General features: G+C 68.8%; 17 protein-coding genes. 11 read left to right on the plus strand and 6 right to left on the minus strand.

Annotation, left to right across the window (positions count from 1 at the left end):
• The 3 genes from ON31_RS08175 to ON31_RS08185 all read left to right on the plus strand — a co-directional run.
• On the plus strand, positions 1-2,377 hold a 2,377-nt coding region (locus ON31_RS08175), incomplete at its 5' end, for an NAD-glutamate dehydrogenase domain-containing protein (RefSeq protein ID WP_039811115.1).
• A gap of 32 nt (positions 2,378-2,409) precedes the next feature.
• Positions 2,410-2,841, plus strand: coding sequence for an acyl-CoA thioesterase (locus ON31_RS08180; protein ID WP_255222021.1), 432 nt, complete (start codon positions 2,410-2,412; stop codon positions 2,839-2,841).
• Between the two features lie 29 nt (positions 2,842-2,870).
• Entirely contained in the window at positions 2,871-3,545 is a 675-nt protein-coding gene (locus ON31_RS08185) for a DUF8185 domain-containing protein (RefSeq protein ID WP_039811118.1), read from the plus strand.
• A 130-nt stretch (positions 3,546-3,675) separates the two neighbouring features.
• Here ON31_RS08185 and ON31_RS08190 read toward each other — a convergent pair whose 3' ends face one another.
• Together ON31_RS08190 and ON31_RS08195 are read right to left on the minus strand one after the other, a co-directional pair.
• Positions 3,676-3,996: an AzlD domain-containing protein gene (locus tag ON31_RS08190; RefSeq protein ID WP_029927016.1), complete on the minus strand. Its 321-nt coding sequence runs from the start codon at positions 3,994-3,996 to the stop codon at positions 3,676-3,678.
• Positions 3,993-4,703 carry an AzlC family ABC transporter permease gene (locus ON31_RS08195; protein ID WP_039811121.1) on the minus strand — a complete coding sequence of 237 codons (711 nt, stop codon included), beginning with the start codon at positions 4,701-4,703 and terminating at the stop codon, positions 3,993-3,995. Before ON31_RS08195 ends, ON31_RS08190 begins: the two co-directional genes overlap by 4 nt.
• A gap of 76 nt (positions 4,704-4,779) precedes the next feature.
• On the opposite strand from ON31_RS08195, the gene ON31_RS08200 reads away from it, so the two are divergent.
• Positions 4,780-5,355: a helix-turn-helix domain-containing protein gene (locus ON31_RS08200; RefSeq protein WP_029927018.1), complete on the plus strand. Its 576-nt coding sequence runs from the start codon at positions 4,780-4,782 to the stop codon at positions 5,353-5,355.
• A gap of 21 nt (positions 5,356-5,376) precedes the next feature.
• On the opposite strand, the gene ON31_RS08205 is transcribed toward ON31_RS08200, so the two are convergent.
• Entirely contained in the window at positions 5,377-6,072 is a 696-nt protein-coding gene (locus ON31_RS08205; RefSeq protein ID WP_172544796.1) for an HNH endonuclease, read from the minus strand.
• Positions 6,073-6,258: 186 nt separating this feature from the next.
• Between ON31_RS08205 and ON31_RS08210 the strand changes: the two genes are divergently transcribed.
• The 5 genes from ON31_RS08210 (at position 6,259) to ON31_RS08230 (ending at position 9,869) form a co-directional block, all read left to right on the plus strand.
• Positions 6,259-6,672: a globin gene (locus tag ON31_RS08210; protein WP_029927020.1), complete on the plus strand. Its 414-nt coding sequence runs from the start codon at positions 6,259-6,261 to the stop codon at positions 6,670-6,672.
• A gap of 143 nt (positions 6,673-6,815) precedes the next feature.
• Complete coding sequence (locus ON31_RS08215) at positions 6,816-8,408, plus strand: glycoside hydrolase family 13 protein (RefSeq protein WP_255222023.1); 1,593 nt, start codon at positions 6,816-6,818, stop codon at positions 8,406-8,408.
• A gap of 77 nt (positions 8,409-8,485) precedes the next feature.
• Entirely contained in the window at positions 8,486-8,764 is a 279-nt protein-coding gene (ctaJ, locus tag ON31_RS08220) for an aa3-type cytochrome oxidase subunit CtaJ (protein WP_029927022.1), read from the plus strand.
• Entirely contained in the window at positions 8,751-9,218 is a 468-nt protein-coding gene (locus tag ON31_RS08225; protein WP_039811126.1) for a DUF5130 domain-containing protein, read from the plus strand. Before ctaJ ends, ON31_RS08225 begins: the two co-directional genes overlap by 14 nt.
• 165 nt (positions 9,219-9,383) lie before the next feature.
• A complete protein-coding gene (locus ON31_RS08230) occupies positions 9,384-9,869 on the plus strand; it encodes a helix-turn-helix domain-containing protein (RefSeq protein WP_039811129.1) in 486 nt (161 codons plus the stop codon).
• Positions 9,870-9,896: 27 nt separating this feature from the next.
• Here ON31_RS08230 and ON31_RS08235 read toward each other — a convergent pair whose 3' ends face one another.
• A complete protein-coding gene (locus ON31_RS08235) occupies positions 9,897-10,484 on the minus strand; it encodes a ClpP family protease (protein ID WP_039811131.1) in 588 nt (195 codons plus the stop codon).
• Positions 10,481-11,083, minus strand: a complete 603-nt coding sequence (locus ON31_RS08240) for a ClpP family protease (protein WP_039811134.1) — start codon at positions 11,081-11,083, stop codon at positions 10,481-10,483. The genes ON31_RS08235 and ON31_RS08240 overlap by 4 nt, the downstream gene beginning before the upstream one ends.
• Before the next feature lie 228 nt (positions 11,084-11,311).
• Between ON31_RS08240 and ON31_RS08245 the strand changes: the two genes are divergently transcribed.
• Positions 11,312-11,857 carry a carboxymuconolactone decarboxylase family protein gene (locus ON31_RS08245; protein WP_039811137.1) on the plus strand — a complete coding sequence of 182 codons (546 nt, stop codon included), beginning with the start codon at positions 11,312-11,314 and terminating at the stop codon, positions 11,855-11,857.
• A 79-nt stretch (positions 11,858-11,936) separates the two neighbouring features.
• Positions 11,937-12,554 (plus strand): pyridoxamine 5'-phosphate oxidase family protein, encoded by a 618-nt coding sequence (locus ON31_RS08250; protein WP_039811140.1) that lies wholly within the window; start codon positions 11,937-11,939, stop codon positions 12,552-12,554.
• 261 nt (positions 12,555-12,815) lie between these two features.
• Here ON31_RS08250 and pepN read toward each other — a convergent pair whose 3' ends face one another.
• Entirely contained in the window at positions 12,816-15,404 is a 2,589-nt protein-coding gene (pepN, locus tag ON31_RS08255; protein WP_039811143.1) for an aminopeptidase N, read from the minus strand.
• Between the last annotated feature and the right edge of the window lie 8 nt (positions 15,405-15,412).

A 15,412-nucleotide genomic window follows, 5' to 3' on the forward strand; every position in this document is an offset into this window, starting at 1 on the left:
GCAGGCGGTGAAGAACGCGGTGATCGTGCCGGTCGGCGCCAAGGGCGGTTTCGTGGTGAAGCAGCCCCCGGCCGCAACCACGGACCCGGTGGTGGACCGGCAGGCGCTGCAGGCCGAGGGCGTGGCCTGCTACCGCACCTTCATCTCCGGTCTGCTCGACGTCACCGACAATGTGGACCGCGCCAGCGGCGAGGTGATTCCGCCCGCGCGGGTGGTGCGCCGCGACGGTGACGACACCTACCTGGTGGTGGCGGCCGACAAGGGCACGGCGACCTTCTCCGATATCGCCAATGACGTTGCCCGGCAGTACGGTTTCTGGCTCGGCGACGCCTTCGCCTCCGGCGGCAGCGCGGGCTACGACCACAAGGCCATGGGCATCACCGCCAAGGGTGCGTGGGAGAGCGTCAAACGGCATTTCGCCGAGATGGATATCGACACCCAGACCCAGGACTTCACCGTGGTCGGCATCGGCGATATGAGCGGTGACGTCTTCGGCAACGGCATGCTGCTGTCCGAGCACATCCGGTTGGTGGCCGCCTTCGATCACCGGCACATCTTCCTGGACCCCGACCCCGACGCGGCCACCTCCTATGCCGAGCGCCAGCGCATGTTCGCACTGCCGCGCTCGTCCTGGGCGGATTACGACCGCTCCCTCATCAGCGCGGGCGGCGGGGTGTGGGACCGCACCGTCAAATCGGTTCCGATCAGCGAACAGGCCCGCCAGGCCCTGGGCTTGGACGAGGGCGTGACGGCCCTGTCGCCGCCGGAACTCATGCGCGCGATCCTGAAGGCCCCGGTGCAACTGCTGTGGAACGGCGGCATCGGCACCTACATCAAGGCCAGCACCGAATCCAATGCCGAGGTCGGCGACAAGTCCAACGACGCGGTGCGGGTGAACGGCAACGAGCTGCGGGTGCGGGTGATCGGCGAGGGCGGCAACCTCGGCGTGACCGCGCACGGGCGCATCGAGTTCTGCCGCAACGGCGGCAAGATGAACACCGACGCGCTCGACAATTCCGCGGGTGTGGACTGCTCCGACCACGAGGTCAATATCAAGGTCCTGCTCGACGGCGTGGTGAGCAGCGGCGAACTCGCCGAATCCGAGCGCAACCCGCTGCTGGCCTCCATGACCGACGAGGTCGCGGCGCTGGTACTACGTGACAACGTCTCGCAGAACTATCTGATGGGCATGTCGCGGGCGGAGGCGTCGCGCATGTTGAACGTGCAGGTGCGCGTCATCCAGGAGCTGGAGGAGCGGCGCGGGCTGGACCGCGAGCTGGAGGCGCTCCCGTCGGACGTCGAGATCAAGCGGCGGCTGGAGGAGGGGACCGGCCTCACTTCGCCCGAGCTGTCGAATCTCATGGCGCACGTGAAGCTTTCGCTCAAGACCGACCTGCTCGGCAGCGATCTGCCCGATACCGCCTACTTCGCCGCGCGGCTGCCCGACTACTTCCCGACACCGTTGCGGGAGCGGTTCGGCCCGGCCATCAAGCGGCATCGGCTGCGTCGGGAGATCACCACCACCATGTTGGTGAACGAGGTGGTCGATCTGGGCGGCATCACGTACGCGTTCCGTTTGAACGAGGAGATCGGGGCGACGGCCTCCGACGCGGTGCGGGCCTTCACCGCCGCCACCCAGATCTTCGATCTGCACGCGGTCTGGGCGCGTATCCGGGCGGCGAGCATTCCGACCTCGGTCAAGGACGCGTTGGAGCTGGAGACCAAGCGCACCCTCGATCGCGCCTCCCGCTGGCTGCTGAACAATCGGCCGCAGCCGATCGCCGTGGGCGCGGAGATCCACCGCTACGCCGCGTCGGTGCGGTCGCTCTCGCCGAAGGTGCCCGGCTGGTTGCGCGGCCATCACATCGACTCGCTCATGGCGCAGTCGCAGGTGCTGATCGGGCGCGGCGCTCCGGCCGACCTGGCCAGTGAGGTGCTGGGGCTGCTCAACCTGTTTCCGCTGCTGGATGTGATCGATATCGCCGACATCACCGACCGGGGCGGTGACGAGGTGGGCGCGCTGTACTACGCGCTCAACGATCACCTCAAGATCGACTGGCTGTTGCAGGCGGTCAGTCACCTGGAACGCGGTGATCGCTGGCATGCGCTGGCCCGGTTGGCGCTGCGCGACGACATGTACGGTTCACTGCGGTCGCTCACCCTGGATGTGCTCTCCGCCGGAGACCCCGAGGAGACAGCCGAGGAGAAGATTGCATACTGGGAGTCGAAAAACCAGTCTCGACTGGGTCGCGCGCGTGCGGCGCTGTCGGAGCTGTTCGAGTCCGGAACCCACGACCTCGCCACGCTGTCGGTTGCGGCGCGGCAGGTGCGCAGCATGGTGAGCGGGGTGGGTGCGCAATCGGAGGTACCGCGTTGACGAGTGTCGGTTCGCTGAACGGAGCGGGGAGGGTGGCGCTCGCGCAGCCGCCCCGCTTCCACACCAAGGTCGAGGTCCGCTGGTCCGATATGGATGTGTTCCAGCACATCAACCATGCCCGCATGGTGACCCTGCTGGAGGAGGCGCGGATCCCCTGGCTGTTCACCGATGACCGGCCGACCGCTCGTCTGGGGCGCGGCTGTGTGCTCGCCGATCTCCGGGTGCAGTACAAAGGTCAACTGCGGCACGAGGATTCGCCGCTGGACGTCTCCATGTGGGTGTCGCAGCTGCGCGCGGTGGACTTCACCGTCGCCTACGAGGTGCGCGCGGCCGGGGTCGCCCCGGACGCGCGTCCGGCGGTGGTCGCGTCCACGCAACTCGCGGCCTTCGACATCGACACCCAGCGACTACGCCGCCTCACCGACGACGAACGCGACTATCTCGCGCAGTGGCTGGCGGAGTGATCGCGGGCCGAATGATTTCGAGCTGAACCGTGGCAGGTCAAGCGACACTTCATATTCCGGATCCGGCCGAGCGGGAGAACCTGGCCACCTTCGTCAACCATGCGGTTCGGCTGGACCCGGCGGTGGTGATCCGGCTGCGCCGCCGGGGCGTGAACTACGTATCCGCCTGGGCCGCCACCGGTTTCGAAACCTTGGCGGTCCGGACGGTGGTCGGGTCGCTGAGCGTCGAAGACATCACCGTGGGTGGTGACACGGTGCTGTCGGGCCTGCATGGGCCCGACTCCGGCAAGCCCATCGACCTCGGCTACTCCATGGACTCCGCCTGGCGGTCGGCGTTGCCGCCCGCCGCCGGGTTCGTACATGTGGACGATGTGCCCGCGCGCATGCTGGTCGAGTTGGCCGAGCGTGGTGCCGAGGTGGCCCAGGAGCATGGCAGCGCCCACGGCCCGCCCGCCTCCCTGCTGGACCAGACCGTGCTCACCGTCTCCGGCGGCGGCGAACAGGTCGAGGTCCCCATGCGGGTGGTCTTCGCCCTCACCGCCATGGACTTCATTCCGCACGGCGGCGAGAAGGCCGACTCCCGCCGCATCTCCGTGGACGAGATCGTCCGGGTCCGCGCCGCCCGCACCTGGCTGCGCCTCGACGCCCGCTACGGTTCCGTCGCCCGCCGCCGCGGCCCCGGCATGCCACTGTTCCCGCAGTAGGCGGGGAGATCGCGCGACTGTTCCCGCGGTGGGCGCAGCCAGCGGCGGCGCGAATCGCCGGAACGGCGGGGCGGCCGGGTGCGCGGCTCAGGCACTCTCGGTCGAGTCGCGGCGGTCGGCCCCGCTGCGCTCAGGAGACGCCGAGCAGGCGCAGTACTGCCGTGGTGACGGCCGCGGACAGGATGACCACCAGCAGCGGCGCGCGTCGCCAGGCGAGCACGATGGCGACGAGAACGCCTGCGGGCAGGGCGATCCCGGCGTGGGCGCTGCCGCTCGAGGGGATGAGCGTGGTGACGGCCAGGGCGGTGAGCAGGACGACCGAGGCGATCTCCAGCAGGCGGATCACGCGCGGGGAGACATTGACCCGGCGGCGCAGGACCGGGCCCGCGAAGCGGAAGGCGTACGTGCCCACGGCCAGCGCCAGGGTGCCGAAGAGGAGCGCCTTGGTCATGACGGCGCGCCCTCGGGGCCGGTCTCCGGCGACGGCTCGTCACCCGCGCGGCGGGCCACCAGCACCACGGCCAGCAGTGCCAGCAGAATGGGCAGGCCCGCACCCAGGAACGGGGTGGTCACCGCGGCCACGCCCGCGCCGATCAGAGCGGCGGTGCGGGTGAGCGTATCGTTGAACGCGGGCAGCACCAGTGAGATCAGGACGGCGGGGAAGACCGCGTCCAGGCCGAAGGCATTGGGGTCGGGTACCACCGATCCGAGGACCGCGCCGACGGCCGCCCCGAGCGGCCACGCGATCAGCACCCCCAGGCCGCACAGCCAGTAGGCGGCGCGGCGGCGGTCGCGATCGGGCTGGGCCAGTGCCAGCGCCACCGACTCGTCGTTCATGACGTGGGTGCCGACCAGGCGACGCCAGCCCGACCCCACCACATCGGGGACGGACAGGCCGTAGGGCAGATGGCGCGCATTGACGAGCAGCCCCGCGAGCACGGCCGCGATGAGGCTGCCGCCCGCGGTGATGATGCCGATGAAGACGAATTCGGCACCGCCGGCCACGACCGCGATGCTGAGCAGCATCGGCAGCCAGGCGGGCAGCCCGGAGGTGACGGCGGTCGCCCCGTAGGACACGCCGATCATGGCGATCGCCAGGCAGATCGCCGCGATACCGGTGAGCACACCCCGATCCAGTGTTCGCCATATCGAACGCATGTTGTCTATAGTGAACGCATCGAGCCGATTCGTCAAAGCGGTGGACGAACATCACCCGGTACGCTGTGAACCCGATATGAGCCAGCACGACAGCCCCACTCCCGCCGCTTCACCGCAGCAGGCGATCGCCGCCGCCCTGCGCCGCGAGCGCACCCGTGCCGGGTTGTCGCTCAGCGAGGTGGCCAAACGGGCGGGTATCGCCAAATCCACACTGTCGCAACTGGAATCGGGCTCCGGCAATCCGAGCATCGAAACCCTGTGGGCGTTGTGTGTCGCCCTCGATGTGCCATTCTCCCAGCTGCTCGATCCGCCCCGCCCGCAGGTCCAGGTGATTCGCGCCGGGGAGGGGCAGGCGCTGGCCTCGGCGCAGGCCGACTACCGCATCGCCCTGCTGTCGGCCGCCCCGCCCAATGCCCGCCGGGACATCTACCGCCTCACCGTGGAGCCGGGGCATCCGCGCGAATCCGATCCGCATACTCGCGGCGTCGTCGAGCATGTGGTGCTGTGCGCGGGCCGCGCCAAGGTCGGGCACGTGGACGCGCCCGTGGAACTGCATCCCGGCGACTACATCTGCTACCCGGGCGACCTGCCGCATATCTTCGAGGCGCTCGAGTCCGGGACCTGGGGTCTGCTCATCAGCGAATTCAGCTGACGGCCGCGACGGCGGGATCGGCTAGGCCACGTCCTCGCCGAGATACTGCAACCACACCGGGTCCAACTCCGAGGAGGCCGAGAGCAGCCGCCAGTGCGGGCCCTTGGGCGCGACCATCGGGTGACGCAGTGTCCAGCCCAGTTCGCTGAGCAGCTTATCGGCCTTGCGGTGGTTGCAGGGGGCGCAGGAGGCGACGCAGTTCTCCCAGGAATGCGCGCCGCCACGGCTGCGCGGGATCACATGGTCGATGGTCTCGGCCTTGCCGCCGCAGTACGCGCAGCGATAGCGGTCGCGGTGCATGAGCGCCGCCCGGGTCATCGGCACCCGGGCGCGATAGGGGACGCGCACATAGTTGCGTAGTCGGATGACGGAGGGGAGGGCGACCGCGGCGCCCGCGGAGTGCACGACCGGACCTTCGGGATTGTCGTGGACCGCATCGGCCTTGTCGCAGATCAGCAGCACGATGGCGCGGCGCGCGGAGAGGGCGGTGAGCGGCTCGTAGGTCGCGTTCAGCAGTAGGACGCGACGTTTGGCCCAGCTCGGGACCTGCGGAGGGGAATCGGCGGAGCGATGCGCGTGATCGTGACGCGCACCCGGATACGAATGATCGGACAGAACATGCAGCGAGGGAGCCCCCGACCCACGATTGTGGACGTCGGCGGGCTGGAGTTGTCGGTGTGTGCGCGCCTCGTGCCGCGCGCCGTGCCGCTGCTTCATGTGTGCAACCCCGAATTCGTATTCGCTGGAGTATGTGGTAACTCGGCAGACTGCCCCCAAGTTGACCATGCCCGGACGTGGAATGCACGGTGATTTCGCACATTGTCGGGCACATTCAGGTGAACAGGCCGTGATAATCCGGTTCCCCACCTCCCCGGAATCCCCGGCGCGCGCTCGACAGGCAGAATGGACGGCGTGAGTTCGGGTGAGCAGACTGCGACGTCCTTCTACCAGGCGGTCGGTGGGGCCGAGACGTTCCACCGGCTCGTCGCCGCGTTCTACCGGGAGGTGGCCGCGGACGAGGTGCTGCGTCCGCTGTATCCGGAGGAGGATCTGGGGCCGGCCGAGCGGCGGCTGCGCATGTTCCTCGAGCAGTACTGGGGCGGGCCGCGGACCTACTCCGACGAGCGTGGGCACCCCCGGCTGCGCATGCGGCACATGCCGTTCAAGGTGGGCCCGCTGGAGCGGGACGCCTGGCTGCGGGCCATGCGAATCGCGGTGGCCGAGATCGAGCCGGAGGTGCTCGATGATCAGCACCGCAAACAGCTGCTCGACTACTTCGAGATGGCCGCGAATTCGCTCATGAACTCGCCGTTCTGAATTACTCGGCGCTTAAGCCCTTGGAGCCCTGAGCCTTTCCGGTGGGTTGCGCTGTCAACTGATCATTTGCTGAATCTCGTCAAGTGTGGGCGACACGCCAGCGCGAGTCGGTCTGCTTTGGCACACTACGGGCTGTGACAGACATTTCGGCGGTGTCGGGTCCCGGAGACGCCTCGGTCGACCCGTGGTGGCGCTCGGCGGTGTTCTACCAGGTGTATCCGCGTTCCTTCGCGGATTCCAACGGTGACGGCGTGGGCGATCTGGGTGGATTGCGGGAGAAGCTCGGGTATCTGGAGCTCCTCGGCGTCGATGCGCTGTGGATCTGCCCGGTCATGCGCTCGCCCATGGCCGACGGGGGGTATGACGTCTCCGATCCGCGCGATATCGACCCGCTCTTCGGCGGACTGGACGCGCTGGACGCGGTGATCCACGAGGCGCACTTCCGGCAGATCCGCGTCACCATGGACCTGGTGCCCAATCACACCAGTAACCGGCATCCGTGGTTCCAGGCCGCGGTGGCGGCGGGGCCGGGCAGTCCCGAGCGCGCCCGATACCTCTTTCGTGACGGCCGCGGCCCGGACGGCGCTGTGCCGCCGAATAATTGGCCGAGCGTCTTCGGCGGTCCGGCCTGGACGCGGATCACCGAACCCAATGGTCGGCCGGGCCAGTGGTACCTGCACATCTTCGCGCCCGAACAGCCGGATCTGAACTGGGAGAACGAGGAGGTCGCCGCCGACTTCGAGCGGACCATGCGGTTCTGGCTGGACCGCGGCGTGGACGGGTTCCGCATCGATGTCGCCCACGGCATGGCCAAACCGGAGGGTTTGCCCGATATGGCGCATGTCGACACCCGCATGCTGGTGCACGACGACAGTGATCCGCGCTTCAACAATCCGGGCGTACACGAGATCCACCGTCGCCTGCGCAAGGTGATGGACGAGTACCCGGACGCGGTGGCCATCGGTGAGGTCTGGGTGGACGACAACACCCGTTTCGGGGAATACGTACGCCCGGACGAGCTACATCTGGCCTTCAACTTCCGCTTGGCGGAGGCACCCTTCGACGTGGCGAAGATCCATGCGGCCGTGGACAATTCGCTGGCCGCCGTGGCGGCGGTCGGTGCCACGCCCACCTGGACGCTGTCCAATCACGATATCGAGCGCGAGGTGACCCGCTACGGCGGCGGCGGGCTCGGACAGGCGCGGGCGCGGGCCATGATGATGCTCGAATTGGCGCTGCCGGGTTCGGTGTTCGTCTACAACGGGTCCGAGCTGGGACTGCCGAATGTGGACGATCTGCCGGATGAGGCGTTGCAGGATCCGGCGTGGGAGCGGTCCGGGCGCACCGTGCGGGGACGCGACGGGTGCCGGGTACCGCTGCCGTGGGAGGGCGCGCCGCCGAACTTCGGCTTCAGTACCGGGCGGCCCTGGCTGCCCATGCCCGCGAGTTGGACCGGGCTGACGGTGGAGAACCAGTTGGAGCGGCTCGACTCCATGCTGTCGCTGTACCGGATGGCCATCGAATTGCGGGCCGGTCGGCCGGAGTTCGCCGGTATGGGAATCGAGTGGTACGGCGCGCCGCCCGGATGTCTGGCCTTCCGGCGGGACGGGGGGCTGGTGTGCGTGCTCAACGGCACGGACGCCCCGATCACGCTGCCCGCCGGTGAGGTGTTGTTGGCGAGCGCGCCGATTTCCGCCAGGAAACTTCCAGCAAATTCGACCGCGTGGCTGGTGTAAGCCGTTCTACGACGACACGTAGGTGAACACGCTCACCGCTCGTCGGCAGCCTCGGAAGCATCGTCTACCGTTGAGCCGTGAGCATTCTCCAGACAGTGCTGATCTTTGTCGGCATCCCGTTGGCGATCTATCTGGTGATCGCTGGTTTGTCGTTTCTCGGCAAGCCGCTCCCCGGTAAGAAGCCGGAGCATTTCGAGCTCGGTGACACCTGGACCCAGGGCCCGGTGCTGTGGAGCGCGACCGACGAGGTGACCGGAGCGGGTCACCACGATACTGCCGAGTCGCATGGCAATCATGCTGCAATCGAATCCGCCGACGCGGACCTGATCGGAGGCCGGGCAAGTGGCAAGTTCTAATTGGCCCGCGGTGAACGAGGCCGATCTCCCGCACGGCTACGCCATCACCAGCAGCGGACGGGTATCCGGCGTGCACGAGGCCGGCGACGTCTTCAACGAGGTGCCGTTCAGCGACCACGAGCGGCTGCTCATGGACAATGCCCTCACCGACGCCACCCGTGCCACCAAGGTGCGGTTCAACGTCTACATCGGTGATCTCGGCCCCGATGCCGCCGCCGGCGTGGACGCGCTGTTCCCGACCACCCCGGAAGCCGCGCGTTCGGTGCTCATCGCCGTCGACCCCAATGCCAAGTCCGTCGAGGTGCGGTCCGGCCGCGAGGTGGCGGAGCGGGCCAACGACCGCGTCTGCCAGCTCGGCGCCACCGCCGCCCTGAGCTCCTGCCGTCAGGGCGACCTCATCGACGGCCTGGTCTCCGCCATCCGGGTGATGGCCGCCGCCATCGGCCGCGTCTAGTTTCCACCGGCGCCGCGGTGTGTCCGGGGGCGGGCGCGATCGGGCTTCGAGTGGTGATCCGTCGCCCGCATCGACGGTGTGTCGGCCGCTCCCAGCTCGGGAGGTTTGTTCGCCCTCAGCAGAGAGGCGGGGCACGCGGCGAGGGTTCGGCCGTAGGCTCCGAATATGACCGAGCAGCCGAGCACCGAGTTCCCGCGGACCGAGCTTCCGCGACTGCACGCGATTCCGGGAGGGCGGGATGATCGGCCGCGTCGTGCGTACGGCGAGGGGGCGTCGAGCCCGGGACCATCACCGGAACCGCGGGCGGTGCGCGAGCCGCTGTGGCGGGAGGTGCTCGGTCGGCGGCTGCGGGCGCTGCGGCAGGAGCAGGGCACGACGCTGGCCGAGACGGCCGGGCGCGCCGGGGTGTCGCCGCAGTACCTCTCCGAGGTGGAGCGCGGCCGCAAGGAGCCGTCGAGCGAGATGATCGCCGCCATGGCTGGTGCGCTCGGCACCTCGCTGTCCGGACTCATCGAACAGGTCGCCGACGACCTGCAGCGCCTGCGCCGCGCGGTGGCCGTGCGCTCGGCCACCCGGATCCGCCCCGCCGACTTCCCCCGCTCCGCCACCCCGCACGCCAGCACCCCGAACCTCGTCCTCCTCGCCGCCTGACCGGTCGTTCGGTGGGGTGCACCCGCACTACCCGCCGCCGAGCACCTGGTCGACCAGGCCGTACTCCACCGCCGCGGCGGGTGTGAAGACGCGGTCGCGGTCGGTGTCGTGGCGCAGGGTCTCGGGGGAGCGCCCGGTGTGCTCGGACAGGACGGATTCCACCTCGGCGCGCATGCGCACCAGTTCGTCGGCCTGGATGATGAGGTCGGGGATGGTGCCCCGGCCCTGGGCGGCGGGCTGGTGCAGGACCACCCGGGCGTGCGGGAGGATGGAGCGGCGGCCGGATGCGCCGCTGGCGAGCAGCACCGCGCCGACCGCGATGGCCTGGCCCACGCAGGTGGTCACCACGGGTGAGCTGATGTGCTGCATGGTGTCGTAGATGGCGAGCATGGCGGTGAGATCGCCGCCCTCGCAGTTGATGTAGAGGTTGATGTCCTGGCCGGGGCTCTCCGCCTCCAGGTGCAGCAGCTGCGCGATGAGCGCGTTGGCCACCCCGGAGTCGATGGGCGTACCCAGGTAGACGATCCGCTCGGTGAGCAGATGCGAGTACACGTCCATGATCCGCTCACCGCGCGGATGCTGCGCGATGACATTCGGAATCGTGTAGGAGGTCACGAGATCCCCACCTTCTGTCGTTGCGGAAGCACCTGGCCGAATGATTCGACGATGCCGTCGATGAATCCGTAGTCGCGGGCCTGCGCGGCGGTGAACCACCGGTCGTGCAGCGAGTCCTCGTAGATCTGGTCGTAGGGCTGCCCGGTGTCCTCGGCGATGAGGCCGAGCACCGTCTGCACGGTGTGCCGCAGATCGTCGGCCTGCACCTCCACCTCCACCGCGCTGCCGCCGATACCGGCGGAGCCCTGGTGCATGAGGATGCGGGCGTGCGGCAGCGCGAAGCGCCGCCCCCGGGTGCCGGAGGAGAGCAGGAATTGCCCCGCGCTGCATGCCAATCCGAGCGCCAGCGTGGAGACCTCGCACGGCACCAGCCGCATGACGTCGCGGATGGCGAGCATGGACGGAACCGATCCGCCCGGCGAGTGGATCCACAGCGCGATCCCGGTGTCGGGGTCCTCGGTGGCCAGTTGCAGCATCTGCGTCATCAGCAGGGTGCCGTTGTCGTCGTCGAGGGCGCCGTCGAGTACCAGGATGCGCTTGGCGAAGAGGCGTTCTCGGGTGTGCCAGTTGAAGATCGGTGTGTGCTCGTCGTGTGCCATGGGTCCACCGTGCCCCAGGGGCGACCGCGCTGTCCGGTCCTGCTGCCGTGGGCAGATCTGCTCACAGCAGCGAGGCCCTGAGCTGGGCGAACGGAAATTCGAAAGATTTTTCGCGAAGTGGGAATGATCGAAACACCTCTAACCTTCTATATGGCAATGGCCGGTTAGAAAGCCCGGTCAGGCCCCAGCGAACAGCGCGGAAAGCGCTCTACACGAAGAGGTTTCGTCATGTCCCGTCTGCCCCTGATCCAGCCCGAGTCCGCCACCGGCAAGGCCGCCGACCTGCTCGCGGGCGTACAGCAGGCCCTGGGCGTCACCCCGAACATGACCAAGGCCATGGTCAACAGCCCCGCCGTGTTGGAGGCATACCTCGGCTTCTCCGGTGCGCTGGGCGGCGGCGCGCTGGCCGCACCCACCCGGGAGCGAATCGCGCTGCTGGTCGCCGAGGAGAACGGTTGTGACTACTGCCTTTCCGCGCACTCCTATATCGGCGCGAATATCGCCAAGCTGACCGCCGAGGAGATCGAGGCCAATCGGCACGGTCGCTCCTCCGACGCGAAGGCCGAGGCGGTGCTGACCTTCGCCGCCGCGGTGGTGCGCTCGCGCGGCGGCGTGGAGGAGGCCGATGTGAAGGCCGCCCGGGCCGCCGGGCTCACCGATGGTGAGATCGTCGAGACCATCGCGAATGTCGCGCTCAACGTGTTCACCAACTACCTCAACAAGGCCGTCGAGACCGATATCGACTGGCCGGTGGTGCGCCACCACGAGCACTGAGGCCATCGACCGGCCCGGACCCGCGCGGGGTCCGGGCCGGTCGGCGTCGCACCCACTCCCGAACACGAAAGTCGATGAGATGACCGGGCATTACGGCCAGATAGCGTTCACCGAGCGCGTTCGCGAGCAGCAGCGCATACACGGCAGCCTGCGCAGTTACGAGCGCATGGCGGCGGTGCCGCCGGTGCCCGACGCGATCGGACCCGACGAGGCCTGGTTCATCGGCGAACGCAGCAGCTTCTACCTGGCGACGGTGAGCGAGACCGGCTGGCCGTACATCCAACATCGCGGCGGCCCACCGGGTTTCCTGAAGGTGGTCGACGCGCACACCCTCGGTTTCGCGGACTTCCGCGGCAACAAGCAGTACATCAGCCGCGGCAATCTCGACCACGACGACCGGGTCTCGCTGTTCCTGATGGATTACGCCGCGCAGACCCGCCTGAAGATCTTCGGCCGCGCGGATGTGGTGGAGGCGGAGGATGATCCGCAGCTCATCGCCTCCCTCACCGTGGACGGCTACCCGGCCCGCGTGGAACGAGCCGTGCTCATCGACGTGGAAGCCTTCGACTGGAACTGCCGCCAGCACATCCCCCAGCTGTACCCGCGCGACGCCGTCGCGGCGGCGCTGGGGGAGCTGCGCACCCGGATCGAGGAACTGGAACGGGAGAACGAGCGGCTGCGGCAGAGCGGGAATTGACCTGCTCGCGAGCCGCAATCGTCTACCGCCCATTGTTGTTCGCCAGCGCCGATCCGGAAGTCGCGGTGGCGCGCAGCGTTTCGGGGCACGCGCTCGCGGTGCCGGTCGGCATCACCGCCGCCTTCGGGGTGCGGATCGTGGGCGTACTGCTGGCGCTGTTGCGGATCGTGCAGTCGGCAGGCTGGCTACCCCTCGCCCAGCTGACCGCTCGGCAGCTGGGCGAGGGCGCGGTGCGATGTCACCTCCGCGAGGCGGCTGCGCTCACCGCGCGTCGAAAGCCCGGGCGCGCAGCGAGCGTTCGATACCGGCCTTGCCCTCCAGCACCAGGCGGCGCAGGGCGGGCGGGTGGTCACCGGCAAGGAACTTGTCGGCCGCCGCGACCGCCTCGTCCGTGATGGCCCAGTGCGGGTACAGGCCGACGACCACGGTCTGCGCCACCTCGCTGGAGCGGCGCTCCCAGACCGAGGCGACCTCGGCGAAGTAGCGCTCCACGTACGGGGCGAGCAGCTGGGCCTGGCCGACCGGGGAGAAGCCGCCGACGATGGCGCGGGCGGTGATGTTCGGGACGGTGTCGTCGCCCATCACGGTCTCCCAGGCCGATGCCTTGACCGCGGCCTGCGGGCGGGCGGTGGCCGCGGCGGCGGCCTGGCGGCGGCCCGCGGCGGTGGGGTCGCGCTCCAATTCCGCGTCGATGACCGGGGATTCGAGGCCCTCGGCGTCGATCTCACCCGCCGCCGCCAGCGCCTGCACGAGCCGCCAGCGCAGATCGGCGTCCACCGCCAGACCGGGCAGGCCGACGGTGGCCGGGTCGCCGTCGAGCAGCTCGCGCAGCACCTCGGTGTGGTGCGCCGACAGCAGCGCCCCGGTGAGGGCGTTGACGAAGGCCAGCTGGTGATCCGATCCCGGCTGTGCCTCGCGCGCCAGCTCCAGCAGCCGGTCGGCGAACAGCTGCCAGCCGTGTGCCTCGGCCCAGGCGGGATCGGCATAGCTGCCCAGCGCGGTGTGCGCCTGCATGAGCAGCCGCTGCACCACCCCGATCTCCGATTCCGCGCCGATGCCGCGCTGTACCAGCGCCACGAAGTCGCGGGCCTTCAGCTCCGCCTGCCGGGTCATCTCCCAGGCCGCCGACCAGCACAGCGTGCGCGGCAGCGGTTCGGCGATATCGGCGATCCGATCCACCACGGTGGCCAGGGATTCCGGATCCAGCCGCAGCGAGCAGTAGGTGAGGTCGTCGTCGTTGACCAGCACCAGCCGACCGCGCTCCACGCCGACCAGCTCCGGCACCTCGGTGCGCGCCGCCGGATCGATATCGAGTTCGACGCGCTTGGTGCGCACCAGCTTTCCGTCGCGGTCGTCGTAGACGCCGATGGCGATGCGGTGCACGCGCCGCTCACCCGCCCCCGGCTCCGCACCCTCCTGCACCACGGTGAAGGAGCTGAACTTGCCGTCCTCGACCTGGAATTCGGGTCGCAGGATGTTCAGGCCGGTGGTCTTGAGCCACTGCGCGCCCCAGTCGGACAGATCCCGTCCGGACGACTTCTCCAGCGCACCCACCAGATCGTCGAAAGTGGCGTTGCCGTAGGCGTGTTCGGCGAAGTAGTCCCGCAGGCCCGCCAAGAAAGGCTCCCGCCCGACATAGGCCACCAGCTGCTTGAGCACGGACGCGCCCTTGGCGTAGGTGATGCCGTCGAAGTTGACCTCCACCGCTGCCAGGTCCGGGATATCGGCGGCGATCGGGTGCGTGGAGGGCAGCTGGTCCTGCCGGTACGCCCAGGACTTCTCCACATTCGCGAAGGTGGTCCAGGCATTGGTGTACTCGGTGGCGTCGGACTGGCACAGCACCGAGGCGAAGGTGGCGAAGGACTCGTTGAGCCACAGGTCGTCCCACCACTTCATGGTGACCAGATCGCCGAACCACATGTGCGCCATCTCGTGCAGCACGGTCTCGCAGCGCCGCTCGTAGGAGGCACGGGTCACCTTGGAGCGGAACACGTAATCCTCGAGGAAAGTGACCGCGCCCGCGTTCTCCATGGCACCGGCATTGAACTCCGGCACGAACAGCTGGTCGTACTTGCCGAAGGCGTAGGGCACCCCGAAGTTGGCGTGATAGAAGCCGAAACCCTGCTTGGTCTCGGTGAAAAGCCGTTCGGCGTCCATGAATTCGGCCAGCGAGGCGCGGCAGTAGATGCCCAGCGGGATGCTGCCGTGCGCGTCGGTGTAGGTGTCGGTCCACTTGGCGTACGGCCCGGCGATGAGCGCCACCAGGTAGGTGCTCATCCGCGGCGTCGTCGCGAAGGTGTGCCGCAGCACCGTGCCGGTCCGCTGGGTGTCCACCACCGCGCCGTTGGAGATGACCTCCCAGTCCTGCGGCGCGGTGACGGTGATGTCGTAGGTGGCCTTGAGGTCGGGCTGGTCGAAGCACGCGAACATGCGCTTGGCGTCGGCGGTCTCGAACTGCGAGTACAGGTACACCTTGTCGTCGGTCGGGTCGACGAAGCGGTGCAGGCCCTCGCCGGTGTGCGAGTACACGCAGTCGGCCTCCACCACCAGCTCGTTGCGCTCGGCGAGGTCGGTCAGGATGATGCCCTGCTCCTCGTCGTAGGCGCTCACATCCAGGGGCGTGCCGTTGAGCACGGCGGAGCGGACCCCGGCGGCCACGATGTCGATGAAGGTCCGCCCGCCCGGGGTGGCGGTGAATGTCACCGTCGACCGCGAGCCGAATGTCTCGCCGACGGCGGCGTCGGTACTCGTCGGCTGCCCGGTCAGGTCGAGTTCGACGCGGTAGTTCTGCACCCGGATGGTCGCGGCGCGTTCGATCGCCTGTTCCCGGGTGAGATTCGGTGCGGACAAGGGGACTC

It is taken from the genome of Nocardia otitidiscaviarum NBRC 14405, assembly GCF_000308635.1.
Classification (GTDB): Bacteria; Actinomycetota; Actinomycetes; order Mycobacteriales; family Mycobacteriaceae; genus Nocardia; species Nocardia otitidiscaviarum.